This window comes from Streptomyces sp. NPDC089915 (assembly GCF_040684675.1).
In the GTDB taxonomy this organism is placed as follows: domain Bacteria; phylum Actinomycetota; class Actinomycetes; order Streptomycetales; family Streptomycetaceae; genus Streptomyces.
Window position 1 is genome coordinate 23,615 of record NZ_JBFBGN010000071.1, and the last position, 12,415, is coordinate 36,029.

The 12,415-nt window shown below is 75.3% G+C and carries 12 protein-coding genes and 1 pseudogene; 6 read left to right on the forward strand and 7 right to left on the reverse strand.

Annotated features, from left to right (window positions below; genetic code table 11):
- Nucleotides 1-17 precede the first annotated feature (17 nt).
- Nucleotides 18-458 carry a hypothetical protein gene (locus AB0O29_RS21330; protein ID WP_365153592.1) on the forward strand — a complete coding sequence of 147 codons (441 nt, stop codon included), beginning with the start codon at nt 18-20 and terminating at the stop codon, nt 456-458.
- Between the two features lie 29 nt (nt 459-487).
- Here AB0O29_RS21330 and AB0O29_RS21335 read toward each other — a convergent pair whose 3' ends face one another.
- Nucleotides 488-790, reverse strand: a complete 303-nt coding sequence (locus AB0O29_RS21335) for a hypothetical protein (protein WP_365153594.1) — start codon at nt 788-790, stop codon at nt 488-490.
- A 200-nt stretch (nt 791-990) separates the two neighbouring features.
- Nucleotides 991-2,946, reverse strand: coding sequence for a heavy metal translocating P-type ATPase (locus AB0O29_RS21340; protein ID WP_365153596.1), 1,956 nt, complete (start codon nt 2,944-2,946; stop codon nt 991-993).
- A 54-nt stretch (nt 2,947-3,000) separates the two neighbouring features.
- Between AB0O29_RS21340 and AB0O29_RS21345 the strand changes: the two genes are divergently transcribed.
- On the forward strand, nt 3,001-3,306 hold the full coding sequence (locus AB0O29_RS21345; protein ID WP_365153598.1) for a metalloregulator ArsR/SmtB family transcription factor: 306 nt from the start codon (nt 3,001-3,003) through the stop codon (nt 3,304-3,306).
- A 1-nt stretch (nt 3,307) separates the two neighbouring features.
- On the opposite strand, the gene AB0O29_RS21350 is transcribed toward AB0O29_RS21345, so the two are convergent.
- Together AB0O29_RS21350 and AB0O29_RS21355 are read right to left on the reverse strand one after the other, a co-directional pair.
- Nucleotides 3,308-6,040, reverse strand: coding sequence for a DNRLRE domain-containing protein (locus tag AB0O29_RS21350; RefSeq protein ID WP_365153600.1), 2,733 nt, complete (start codon nt 6,038-6,040; stop codon nt 3,308-3,310).
- A 149-nt stretch (nt 6,041-6,189) separates the two neighbouring features.
- Complete coding sequence (locus AB0O29_RS21355) at nt 6,190-8,115, reverse strand: cellulase family glycosylhydrolase (RefSeq protein WP_365153602.1); 1,926 nt, start codon at nt 8,113-8,115, stop codon at nt 6,190-6,192.
- Between the two features lie 226 nt (nt 8,116-8,341).
- Between AB0O29_RS21355 and AB0O29_RS21360 the strand changes: the two genes are divergently transcribed.
- The 3 genes from AB0O29_RS21360 to AB0O29_RS21370 all read left to right on the forward strand — a co-directional run bounded on the left by AB0O29_RS21360 (nt 8,342) and on the right by AB0O29_RS21370 (nt 9,961).
- Nucleotides 8,342-8,644 carry a hypothetical protein gene (locus AB0O29_RS21360; protein WP_365153604.1) on the forward strand — a complete coding sequence of 101 codons (303 nt, stop codon included), beginning with the start codon at nt 8,342-8,344 and terminating at the stop codon, nt 8,642-8,644.
- A gap of 141 nt (nt 8,645-8,785) precedes the next feature.
- Complete coding sequence (locus AB0O29_RS21365; protein WP_365153606.1) at nt 8,786-9,256, forward strand: Crp/Fnr family transcriptional regulator; 471 nt, start codon at nt 8,786-8,788, stop codon at nt 9,254-9,256.
- A gap of 258 nt (nt 9,257-9,514) precedes the next feature.
- Nucleotides 9,515-9,961, forward strand: a complete 447-nt coding sequence (locus AB0O29_RS21370; RefSeq protein WP_365153607.1) for a subtilase-type protease inhibitor — start codon at nt 9,515-9,517, stop codon at nt 9,959-9,961.
- 92 nt (nt 9,962-10,053) lie between these two features.
- Here AB0O29_RS21370 and AB0O29_RS21375 read toward each other — a convergent pair whose 3' ends face one another.
- Both AB0O29_RS21375 and AB0O29_RS21380 read right to left on the reverse strand, forming a co-directional pair.
- Nucleotides 10,054-10,896 carry a GNAT family N-acetyltransferase gene (locus AB0O29_RS21375; RefSeq protein ID WP_365153609.1) on the reverse strand — a complete coding sequence of 281 codons (843 nt, stop codon included), beginning with the start codon at nt 10,894-10,896 and terminating at the stop codon, nt 10,054-10,056.
- Nucleotides 10,897-10,917: 21 nt separating this feature from the next.
- Nucleotides 10,918-11,400: a hypothetical protein gene (locus AB0O29_RS21380; protein ID WP_365153611.1), complete on the reverse strand. Its 483-nt coding sequence runs from the start codon at nt 11,398-11,400 to the stop codon at nt 10,918-10,920.
- Nucleotides 11,401-11,593: 193 nt separating this feature from the next.
- On the opposite strand from AB0O29_RS21380, the gene AB0O29_RS21385 reads away from it, so the two are divergent.
- A complete protein-coding gene (locus AB0O29_RS21385; protein ID WP_365153613.1) occupies nt 11,594-12,316 on the forward strand; it encodes a Sir2 family NAD-dependent protein deacetylase in 723 nt (240 codons plus the stop codon).
- Nucleotides 12,317-12,331: 15 nt separating this feature from the next.
- Here the strand turns inward: AB0O29_RS21385 and AB0O29_RS21390 are convergent.
- Nucleotides 12,332-12,415 (reverse strand): annotated as a pseudogene (locus AB0O29_RS21390) (IS5/IS1182 family transposase); the annotation flags it as partial.

A 12,415-nucleotide genomic window follows, 5' to 3' on the forward strand; every position in this document is an offset into this window, starting at 1 on the left:
TACGGCATGGTGGTCGGGTGCTGTTACGCCGCGCCGCCCTGCCCCTCTCCCTCCTGGCCCTCCTGGCGAGTGCCGGCTGTGTCTCCGTGGGTCCGGAACACGGCGCTCCGGGGTCCGCGCGGGGTTCCGCGCCCGCCGGCGCCCCGGAGTCCGGGCGGTCCTCACCGGCCCCGCCGGCCGCGCCGCTCCCCCTGGGCGAGGTCCCGGAGCCGGCCCCCGCGCCCGACCCGGACCCGGCCCCGACGGACCCGGCCCCGCCGCCACCGGTCCGCAAGGCCCGCCCGCCCGCCGAGCGTCCGGCGAAGCCCGCCCCGCCCCGGCGCGCCCGTCCCCCCAAGGCCGCGCCGCCGCGCCGCACGGCCCCGGTCCTGCCGCGCGGGGAGGAGCTGTGCGACGCGGCGGAGGGGACCGTCCCGCCGTCCATCGTCGACCTCTGCGTCCGCCAGTACGGCCGCTGACCCGCGCCCACCCGGCCGCGGGACGGCGGTCAGCGGGATCCGGGCGATCCGGGCGCCGAAGCCCTCCTGAGCGCGCCGCACCGGCCGCGCACCGTCCGGCGGGCGGTCCGCAGCCGGCGCACCGCGTCGTGGCCGCGCCGGCTCCACTCGGCACGCGGCAGCCCGGCCCGCTGTCCGCCGCCGGTGATCAGGGCGTTGACCGGCGCGTGCGGATCGGCGGCCATCCCCTTGGCGACGAGGACCCCGACCACGAGCGGTACGAGGGCCACGGCGAGCGCGGAGCCGGCACAGGTCGCCCGGCGCAGGTGCGGGCGGGGGTTCGTCGAGGTCATGCCGCCATTGCAGCAGCGGCGCGGCCCCGGCGGATCGGCGCGGATACTCAGACCGCCGGCCCGGGGTACTCAGCCGACGTGCGGCGGGGCGGCCGCCGAGGCGGGCGCGGTCGCCCGGGCCGCCGACACGGGGACGGGCCGCCGACGCGGGCGCGCCCCGCCCCTGGCGGGGTGGGGCGCGCGGGCGGGGGCTTCGCCGTTCAGGCGGTGTCGCGGTAGCGCAGCAGGCGCAGGGCGTTGGCGACGACCACGAGGGTGGAGCCCTCGTGGACCAGGACGGCCGGGCCGATGCCCAGGCCGAGGGCGGTGGCCGGGACGAGGACGGCGACGATGCCCAGGCTCAGCCAGAGGTTCTGCCGGATGATCCGGCTCGCCCGGCGGCTGAGGCCGGTGATGAAGGGGAGGCGGCGCAGGTCGTCGGACATCAGGGCGATGTCGGCCGTCTCCAGGGCCACCGCCGAGCCAGCGGCGCCCATCGCCACCCCCACCGTGGCCCCGGCCATGGCGGGGGCGTCGTTCACCCCGTCGCCGATCATGGCCGTACGGGCGGTGCGGCGCAGCCGGGCCACCTCGGCGACCTTGTCCTGCGGCATCAGGCCGCCGCGGGCCTCGTCCATGCCGACCGCGCCGGCCACCGCGTCGGCCACGCGCTGGTCGTCGCCGGAGAGCATCACGGTGCGGGTCACCCCGAGGGCGCGCAGGGCGGCCACGGTCTCGGCGGCCTCCGGGCGCGGGGCGTCCATCAGACCGAGGGTGCCCAGCCAGCGGTCGCCCCGGCGGACGAGCATCGTGGTGCGGCCGGTGCGCGCGAGTTCCTCCGTACGGTCGCGCAGGGCGGCCGGGACGGGCGGTCCGGCGAGGGCGTCGGCGTAGGAGAGGCTGCCGATGTGCACGGGCTCGCCGTCGAGCTCGGCGGTGACCCCTCGGCCGATGACGGCGCGGAGGTTGACGGCCTCGGGGGCCCGGCCGGCCGGGTCGGCCAGCAGGGACGGCGCGTCCCGTACGACGGCCTGCGCGAGGGGGTGGTCGCTCAGCCGCTGGGCGGCGACGGCGGTGCGCAGCAGTTCCTCGCGGTCGGCCCCGTCGGCGGTCTCGACCTCGGTGAGGCGGGGGCGGCCCTCGGTGAGGGTGCCGGTCTTGTCGAAGGCGAGGGTGCGCAGGCGGCCGAACTCCTCCAGCGGTGCCCCGCCCTTGACCAGTACTCCGCCGCGGGCGGCCCGGCCGACGGCGCTGAGGACGGCGGCGGGGGTGGCGATGGCCAGGGCGCAGGGGCTGGCGGCGACGAGGACGGCCATGGCCCGGTAGAAGCTGTCGGTGAAGGGTTCGCCGGTGAGGGCCCCGTAGCCGAGCAGGGCGGCGACGAGGGCGAGGACTCCGGGGACGAAGACCTTCTGGAAGCGGTCGGTGAACCGCTGGGTGGGCGAGGTGCGCTCCTCGGCGTCCCGGACCATGCGGACCACCCGGGCGAGGGTGTTGTCGGCGGCGAGGCGGGTGACGACGACGTCGAGGGAGCCGGAGCCGTTGACGGTGCCGGCGTAGACGCGGCTGCCGGGGTCGGTGCCGGCGGGGTCGGCGAGGGCGGCCGCCCGGTCGGGGACCGGGGTCTTGTCTGCGGGGACGCTCTCGCCGGTGATGGCCGACTGGTCGACGCTGCCGGTGCCCGCGGCGACGAAGCCGTCGGCGGGGACCCGGGTGTGCGGGAGCACCAGGGCGGTGTCGCCGACGGCCAGCTCCTCCACGGGCACCTCGGCGGTGGTGCCGCCGGGCCGCCGGACGAGGGCGGTGCGGGGGGCGAGGGCGCCGAGGGCCTCGATGGAGCGCCGGGCGCGGCCCATGGCGTACTCCTCCAGGGCGTGGCCGACGCTGAAGAGGACCAGGAGGACGGCGCCCTCCTCCCAGCGGCCGATCGCGGCGGCTCCGGCGGCGGCGACGAGCATCAGGAAGTCGACCTGGAAGCGGCCCTCGCGCAGGGCGCCCACGGCCTCGCGGAGGGTGAAGAACCCGCCGAAGGCGTAGGCCGCCATGAAGAGGGCCCGGGCGGCGGATCCGTCGTTGCCGGTCAGCTGGAGGGTCAGTCCGGTGAGGTAGACGGTGAGGGCGAGCAGGGCACTGACCAGCTCCGCGCGCTCTCCGGCCTTCTTCATCACAACGTTCATGACATCAATATATCAAGATATTGAAATATGTCGACCGGGGCCTAGGGTGGGTCCATGGACCACACCCTCACCGAGCCCGACGCCGCCGCCGTGGCGGAGGTCATGCAGGGCCTCGCCTCGCCCGCCCGGATCCGGATCCTGGCCCGGCTGCTGGACGCGCCCTCCTCGGTCGGGGAGCTGGCCGAGGCACTCGGCCTCGGCCAGCCCACCGTCTCCAACCACCTGCGCCTGCTACGCCACCTCGACCTGGTCGCCGGCCGGCGCGACGGGCGCAGCGTGGTCTACGAGCTGCACGACGAGCACGTCACCGCCCTGCTGCGGCAGGTGCTGGAGCACGTGCACCACGGGCGCCGCGCCTAGCTCACGGCGCCCCGAAGGTGAGGGTGAGGCGCGGTGTCGCCTCGCCCGCCGGGGCCTGCGCGGACCACAGCCACAGCGCGTCCGTCCCGGCGCTGGTCAGCGCCAGCCCGTACGGGGTGCCCAGCGCGGCCGCGACGGCGGCCGTGTTCAGCCCGGCGGTGTGGACCGCCGAACCGTCCGGGATCCCGGGGAACGCGCCCAGTGCCGGAGCGCCCGTGCCCGGACGGTTGGCGTAGGTGGTCCCCGTCTCCGTCCACGCGCCGGTGACCGGGACCACCGAGACGGTGTCCGTGGTGCCGGCGCCCGCCATGGTGCTGGTCTTCACGCTGAGCGTGGCCGACTTGAGCACCTTGCCCGCCGGGGCGGCCGGCAGGGCGAAGCGCAGGTAGCTCGTGTACAGGGAGGTCCCGCGCACGGCCAGGGAGGCGGAGGTGCCGTAGTTGGCGTCGGGGGCGCCCGCGTTGGCGTACGTGTCCTCGGCCGCCGTGACCTGGACGACCGAGTCGGCCGGGGCGGAGGCGAGGGCGAAGTGGTTCTGCACCTGCGCCGCGCTCAGGACGGTCGGGTAGACCGCGGTCTCGTCCATCAGGCCCGCCCAGTGCTCGCTGGTCGGCCGGTCCGGCCAGCCCCCGAGCCCGTCGAAGCCGACGCGCCAGTAGCCCGTGTAGTTCTCGTGCGTGGTGACGGCCAGGGTGCCGCGCTGGACCCCGTCCACGTACAGGGTCATCCCGCCGGGGCCCTGGGTGGCGACGACGTGGTGCCACTTGTCGTCGTTGTACGCGGCGGCGGTGGTGATGGTGCGGGTGGCGCCGGTGTAGACGCCGTAGACCAGCCGGCCGTCGTCGGTCATGTAGACGTGCTTGTCGTACTGGCCGCTGCCGTTGATCTGCTGGCTGCCGAAGCCCACCAGCTTCCCGCCGCGGGTGGTGTTCGTCTTGAACCAGGTCTCGATGCTGTAGGCGGCGCCCACCGTCTGGCGCCGGTCTCCGTACACGTGCGCGTCGGTGCCGTTGAACCCGATGGCCGTGCTCGCGCCGGCCACCGCCCCGGGGCTCTGCCGCAGGGCGGGGCCGTAGTGGGCCACGCCCGCCTGGTCGCCGCCGTCCGAGGAGTCCGCGACGTACGGCAGGACCGTGTCGTCGTAGCGCCAGTACAGCCGGGCGCCGTCGGTGCGGACCCGGTCGGCGTACGCCTCCACCGAGGTCGGGACGGTCACCGTCGCCGGGGCGGACGCGGCACTGGTGTTGCCCGCCGCGTCGGTGGCCGTCACCCGGTAGGTGTACGACTGGCCGGGCTGGGCGGTGGTGTCGGTCCAGGAGGCCTGCGGGCGCTTGAAGAACAGCGAGTCCGCGGTGACCGTGCCGATCGGGGCGGCCGCGCCGTTGCGGTAGATCCGGTAGGTGAGCGCGCTGTCGTCCAGGTCGAGGCTGGTGCGCCAGCGCACCTGGACCTCACCGGGCCGCACGCTCGCCGCGCTGGCGAGGGGGACCGTCGGCGCGCCCGTGTCGCCGGTGGAGGAGAAGTGCGTCAGGCTCTGCTGCGCAGCGCCGTTGACGGTGGTGAACTCGCCGCCCACCCACAGGTACGAGGTGCCGTTCTTCGAGCCGACGGTCATCACGCGCGGGCCGATGCCCTCGCCGACGCCGTCGTTGGTGTCGGGCGCCCAGCCCAGCTTGCCGACGCTCGTGGTGGGCTGCGCCAGCAGGTGGTGGCGCTGGCCGTCGGGGTACTCGCCGACGCTGGAGCAGTCGTGCGCGTGCGAGGCGCTGTAGAGCACGTTCTGGTAGGGCAGGACGGCCTGGGTGGCGCCCAGGCAGGTGTCGCGCCAGCGCTGGCCGAAGTCGGAGAGGTTGAGGGCGATGCGTCCGTCGAAGACCCCGCCGCCGGTGCCCTCGTTGGCGGTGTAGAAGCCCGTGGCGTCGGTCGCGATGTCCTTGACCACGGAGTTGGTCTCGATGAAGCCGGGGTAGCCCTTGGTGAGGGCCCCGCTCGCGGCGTCGACGACGGCCAGCGCGTGCGTGTTCGTCCCGTCGACGGTGAAGAAGTCGCCGCCCAGCAGGACGTTCTTGCCGTCCGGGGTGACCTCGACGGCGCGGCCCGGCTCGTCGGCGTCGGCCCGGAAGGGGCGCAGTGCCCCGTCCCCGGCGGCGACGGCGGCGAAGCGCTGCCTGGGCTGGCCGCTGACGGTGAGGAAGTCGCCGCCCGCGTAGACCGTGTCGCCGGTGACGGCGATGGCCCGGACGGTGGCCGCGAAGGCGGGCCGGAAGGACGGCTTCACCGTGCAGGTCGCCACGTCGATGGCGGCCATGCTGGAGACCGGGGTGCCGTTGACCGCGCCGAAGTAGCCGCCCGCGTAGAGCGTCTTCTTGTCCGGCGACAGGGTGAGCGCGCGGACGGTGGCGGTGCCGCTGCCGATGGTGAAGGACAGGCTGCAGGAGGTCGGGGCGCCGGTCGCCGCGTCGAGGGCGGCGAAGTTCACCGCCTGCCGCTCGGCGCCCGCCCCGCCCGCGGGCGGGCGCACGGCGGAGAAGGTGCCGCCGACGAAGACGGTGCCGCCGGCCTCGGCGAGGGCCCAGACGATGCCGTTGGGCTGCCAGGTGGGCAGCGCGTCGGCGGTGAAGGCCACGGGCGGGGTGACGGCGGCGGCCCGCGGGACGAACCCGAGCCCCACGACCGCCCCGGTGCCGGCCAGGGACAGGGCGAGAGCGGCTGCGAGCCCTCTGGATCTACGCATGAACCCCCCAGTTCGGTTTTCCGTTGTCCGTACGGGCGCACCCTAGGGCGAATCACCGTGCCGGTCACCAGACTTGACCCACCGAATGCCGAACGGGGGACGGCGCCCGGGGGCCGCGCCGCCGGACGCCGCTCCCCCGGGCCCGGTCCTCAGCCCGTCGGCAGGGCCCGGCACAGGAGGGACGCCGGGGACGGACGGAATCCGGCCCGGGCGGTGAAGGCGATGCCCGCCGCGTACTCGGTGGGCAGGCACTGGCCCTTGTAGTGGCCCTGGGCGTAGTCGGCGCCCGGGTTCCCGGCCGGGCGGGCGTCGCCCCGGTCGAACCACACCGTGCGGCCGGCACCCGCGAGGGGGACGCGGGCCGGGGCGCACAGGGCCGAGGAGACCCGCTCGCCGCGCAGGGCGTAGCCGATGAGGAACTGCCCGGCCGGGCACTGGAGTTTGGTGTAGCCGCCGGCCCAGTCGCCGCCGGGCGGGACGTACGACTCGTCGCGGACGACGGTCTGGCCGCCGCCCGGGGCGCGCAGGTCCGAGGTGGAGCACAGCCCGCGCCCGCCGGTGTGGCTGAGGCCCGCCAGGCGGGCGCCGTCGGGGCAGACGGCCTTGCGGGCCCCGCCGTCCCAGTCTCCGGAGGCCCGGGTGACCAGCGAGGCGTTCTGGTCGCGGTGGTCGGTGGCGAGCTGGTACCAGGCCGGGGTGGCGGGTACGGGGCCGGTGCGTCCGGGGGCGGCGGCCAGGGCGGTCCAGGGGGCGGTGCGCCAGTCGCCGGCGTCGAGGATCCCGCTGCGCCGGCCGGCCGCGTCGTAGCGGAGCATCGCCCAGGTGTCGCCGCCGGGGGCGCCCTGTGCGGTGGTGCTCCAGCCGACGAGGGGCCAGTAGGCGAAGTCGGCGTCGGAGGAGGCGAGGTAGCCGGTCATGTTCTGGAACCAGGCGCGCGGGGCGGCGCCGGTCTCGTCGGCGCCGATGCCGAACTCGCTGATCCACACCGGGGCGGTGAAGTGTGCGCCGGTCTCGGCGGAGACGAAGAAGGCCTGGTCGTAGAGGGTCTGTTCGAGCTGGGCGCGGTTCATGTCCTGGTAGCGGAGGTCATGGGTCTCGCCGAGGCCGGTCGCGCCGCTGTGGTGGGGGCCGGTGTAGCCGTAGAAGTGGGCCGAGTAGACCAGCTTGTTCGAGACGACGAGAGTGTGGGAGAGGGCGCGGACGGGGGTGAGGGCGGGGCGGCCGTGCGGGAGGCCGTCGGCGGGGATGCCCGTCCAGTTGATGCCCTCGATGACGATGAGCAGGTCCGGGTTGGCCTCGGCCAGGATCCGGTCGGCGGCGTCCTGGGCGGCCGCCTGCCAGTCGTGGCCGTCGCCCAGGCCCCAGTTGGGGTCGTCCCAGGTGTCGCGGCGGACCTCGTTGTAGAGGTCGGCGCCGACCACGCGGGGGTTGTCGCGGTAGCGGCGGGCGAGGAAGACCCAGTCGTCGGCCCACTGGGCGGTGGAACGGGTGCTGTTCCAGCGCTCGTTGCCGTCGAGGCCGCAGCACCAGCGGGTGGTTCCGGTGTGGTTGTTGAGGATGACGGCGAAGCCGGCGCCGGTGAGCGCGGTGACGACGGCGTCGTAGACCTGGAGCGGGGTGCGGCCGCGCAGCGCCGGGTTGGCGGCGACGGCCGCGTCCGGGACGGGGGCGGTCGTGTGGAGCATCTCGTTGGAGAACGGCAGCCGGACGCTGTTCAGGCCGAGGGCGCGGAAGTCGTCGAGCAGGACGGGCAGGGGGACCCGGTCCAGGCCGAGGGGGATGCCGTGGGAGTCCTGGCCCGCGTGGTGGGTGGCGGGGTCGGCGATGTCCCCGGAGCCGTTCCAGGAGCCCTGGGCGCCGTCCCAGTTGCCGGAGCGCAGTCGGAACCGGTTGCCCGCGGCGTCGACGATGTACCGGCCCCGGGTGGAGAGCGGGGGCGTCCAGGGGGCCGGGTCGGCGGACGCGGCGGCCGGCCGGGCGGCGGGTACGGCGGCCGGGGCGGGGGCGGCGGCCGGCAGGACGCCGGCGGCCACCGGGAGCAGCACGCTCAGCACCACCCGTACGAGGCTCTTCATCTGGCTCCCACCCGGTCCGGCCGCCCCGTCCGGGCGGCTGCGGCGGACAAGTTACCGGCCGGTCGTACGGGAGGGAAGGCGCCGGCGCACTCTGGTCGCGCGGGCGTCAACCGCGCGGGCGCGAAGCACCCCTTCCCACGGGTGTCCACCGGCGAAACGGCCCCGCGCGGGACCGCGCCGCTCTACGGTGCCCTGAGGGACCGAGGGGCGTCGGAGGGCGGGGCTGATGGACGAGGACGAGGACATGCGGCTGGCGAGGATCACCCCGGAGATCTCCCGCCGCACCCTGGCGATGCTCCGCGGGCTCGCCGGACTGGAACCCCCCGAACGCGTGCCCGAGGGCGCCATGGCCGTGGCGGACGCCGTCCTCGCCGACCACGGCACGGACGGGCTGCGCGTGCTGGTGATGACCCTGGCGTCCTGGGCGACGGCGCAGATCGAGAACGTGGCCGGGCTCCGCGGGCGCGCCCACGAGGCGGTGCTCGACGCGATGGAGCTGGCCTGCATGGAGGCCGCCGCGGAGGAGTAGGCCGCGGGCGCCCCGGAGCGCCGGCGGCCCGGGCGGGAGACGGCGTCCGGCGGCTCCGGCCCGCGGTATGCCCCGATCCGGCCCCCGTCGGCGACACTGGGGGGACCAGAAGGTTGCGGGGGGTCCTGAACGGAGGCCGTCGTGAGCACACCTTCCCCCATCCGGATCGCCGCCGCACTGTCCGCCGAGCACCGCGGCCGGCTGATGTCCCAGGCACGTGAGGTCAATTTCCCCGAGGGCGCCCGGATCTTCGACGAGGGCGGCCGGGCGGAGGCCTTCTGGATCGTGCGCTCGGGCACGGTGACCCTGGAGGTCCCGCTCCCCACCGGCGGCCGCCGGGGCGCGGCGTCCGTCGAGAGCCTCGGACCCGGGGAGCTCGTCGGCTGGTCCTGGCTGTTCCCGCCGTACACCTGGCAGCTGAGCGCCGAGGCGATGACCCCGGTACGGGCCTACGAGTTCGACGGACAGGCCGTGCGGATGCTCATGGACGCCGACCCCGCCTTCGGCTCGGCCATCGGCCACTGGGTCGCGCGGATCCTCGCGGTACGGCTCCAGCAGACCCGCACCCGCCTGCTCGACCTCTACGCCCCCCGCGCCACACCCACCCGCTGAACTCCCCCGGCACCCGCCCGGACCACCGGATCCGCCCCCCGCACGTCACACCGGCCCCAGGCCGGTCCCGTACGGGGGGCGTGTTCGGCCTATTCCCGGAACCCCTCCCCCACAGGTCACGGCGGCCCGGTCCGCTGCGGACTGCACTCATGCGCTCACGATCGGTGACGAGAAACAGCGGTACGAACGGGCGTTCCCGCCCCGGATGGGCAAGACTCGCGTCCGCTATCCGAAACACCGACCCGAGGAGTGTTCGAAATGCGGTCCATCACCAGGAGCCTGGGACTGGCCTCCGGAGCAATGGCGCTCACCGCCCTCACCGCCCTGGCCGGGACCGGAGCCGCCGACGCGGCACCGGCCGGAACGCAGAGCCTGTACGCCCCGTCCGCGCTCGTGGTCAGCGTGACGGCCGGTCAGAACGCCGCCGGCGGGACGGTGCTGCGCGCGGTGACCCTCGTCTGCGCGCCCCGGCCGGGCGGCACGCACCCCTCGCCGGCCGCCGCCTGCGCCGAGTTGAAGGCGACCGGGCCCGCCTCGCTCGACGCCCTCGCCGCGCCGCGCCCCGACACCGCGTGCACCCGCGAGTGGAACCCGATGACGGTCACCGCCGACGGGGTGTGGCAGGGCCGCCGCATCAGCTACACCTACACCTTCGGCAACCCCTGCGGCCTGCACAGCAGCACCGGCGTGCTCTTCGGCATCTGACGGGCCCCTGACGGCCCCCCGACGGGCCCGGTCCCCGCGGACGGGCCGGGCGGCGCCGCCGATCGCCGCCCGGCCCCACGGGCCCTCGCCCGTCAGCCCAGTTCGAGGCTGGTGACCCCGTACAGCGCGGACCGGTCGAGCTCCGGCGCCGGGCCCGTGTACATCCGGGCGGTCTCGAACCCGGGGGTCAGCCCCAGCCCGGCCGCCACGGCCGCCGCCGCCGGGTTCACGTCGGGCACGTCCACCGCGACCTCCCCGCCGGGGACGTGCCCGGCGAGCCCGCGCACCAGGGCGGCCGCCACCTCCGGCGAGGCCGCGTACACGGGCCCGATCCGGGCGGCGGAGCTGCCGGGACGGACCACGCCCAGGCCCTCGATCTCCCCGTCGCGGACGGCGGCCAGGGCGGTACGGCCGGGCAGTCCGGTCCAGGCGGAGAGGAAGGCGTCGCGCGGCTCGGGGAAGAACCGGCGGTCGTAGGCGGCGAGCCGGGCGAAGGGCAGCGAGGAGGCGTCCACCAGCTCCACCCCGGCGTCGTCGCCCGGCCGGGGGACACCGGTCCAGCGCATGTTCGTCCAGGCGGAACGGAACCCGGACTTGCGGTAGTTGTCCTGCTGTTCCACCACCCCGTCCAGGCCGATGAGCCGCCCGTCGAGCCGCTCCATCCCGGCCCGCCACAGCCGGATGCCGTAGCCCTGGCCGCGCACCTCGGGGCGGGCGATGTAGAAGCCGATGAACCCGAAGCCCCCGCCGTAGCGGATGGCGGAGATGCAGGCGACCGGCTTCCCGTCGAGCCGGCCGACGAGGAATCCGTCCGGGTCGGCGACCGCGAAGGCGAAGCGGTCGCCCCGGCCCGGGTTCCAGCCCTCCTCGTCGGCCCAGTCGCACAGTGTCTTCATGTCGGCGGCGCTGGCGCCGGTGATCTCAAATCGTGTCATGCGGGGTGTCCTACCCCGGAATCACCCCGCGCAGATCACGTCGTCGAGGGTAATCGGACGGGAGTCCGTACGGACGTACGCGGTGAAGGTGTCCGTGACCCCGGACGGCCAGGTGGTGGTGACGGTGGCCCAGCCGACGAACGCGGACGGCATGGCCGTGGCCTGGCCGACGGTGATGGACTGCGGGGTGCCCGGACGGCAGAGCAGGACGTCGTTCTCCGGGGTGTGCGCCTGTTTGTCCCTGAGCAGCTGCGAGACCCGCTGGACCCGGTCCTGCCGCGAGGGGCCGTGGCTGCCGTAGAAGTTCCGCAGGAAGCGGGTGATCTCCTCGGTGGTGTGCCGGTGGAACCAGCGGGTCTGCGGGTCGGCGGGGGCGTGCCGCCCGTGCGGGCGCGGTTGCGGATCGGCGAGGGCGGCCGCCGGTACCGACGACGCGACCAGGGGGAACAGGGCGGACACGGCGGCGAGCAGCAGGGCGCCGGAGCGGTGTGGGGTGAGCGTCATGTCCGGTATGTAACCGGCGGCCCGGACGGTCAGCCGGGGGCGCGGCCGGTTCTCACTCCGGTGGGCGTGGAGATTCACCGCAGAAACGCCCCTCCGCTTGCGCCGACCGGCCCCCGGTGCCCCGTCCGCACGGCGGCTCGGGCGGCGCGGAATTCGTTCGCGGGGCCGGACGGGTTGCGCCTAGGGTCGCCGCATGGGGAAGCAGCTCGTCGCAGTGTTCAGCGGGGCCGGAATGTCCACGGACTCCGGGATTCCGGACTATCGGGGGCCACAGGGGTTGTGGCGGCGCGATCCGGAGGCCGAGAAGCTCGTGACGTACGAGTACTACATGGCCGATCCGGAGATCCGCCGCCGCTCCTGGCTCATGCGCGCGGAGATCGGCGCCCTCGCGGCCCGGCCCAACGCGGCGCACCGGGCCGTGGCCGAACTGGAGCGGGGCGGCACCCCGGTCCGGGTGATCACGCAGAACGTGGACGGGCTCCACCAGCTCGCCGGGCTGCCGGCGCGCAAGGTGTTCGAGCTGCACGGAACGGCCCGGTCGGTGGTGTGCACCCGCTGCCACGCCCGGTCGGAGATGGACGCCGCGCTGGCCCGGGTCGCCGCCGGGGAGCCCGATCCGGCCTGCGCGGACTGCGGCGGGATCCTCAAGGCGGCGACCGTGATGTTCGGGGAACGGCTGGACCCGGAGGTCCTCGCCCAGGCGGTGGCCGTGGCCAAGGGCTGCCAGGTGTTCATCGCCGTCGGCACGACCCTCCAGGTACAGCCGGCGGCCTCGCTCGCCGGCATGGCCGCCGAGGCCGGGGCGCGGCTGATCATCGTCAACGCGGAGGAGACCCCGTACGACTCCCTGGCCGCCGAGGTGATCCGCGAACCGATCGGCACCGCCCTCCCGACCCTCCTGAGCCGCTTCGCCTAGGCCGTGTCCGCAATGTCAGGTGGGGAGCCATAGTCGCAGGCAGGCGAGGGTGACCAGGGCTTGGTAGTGGCGGGCTCGTTTGTCGTAGCGGGTGGCGAG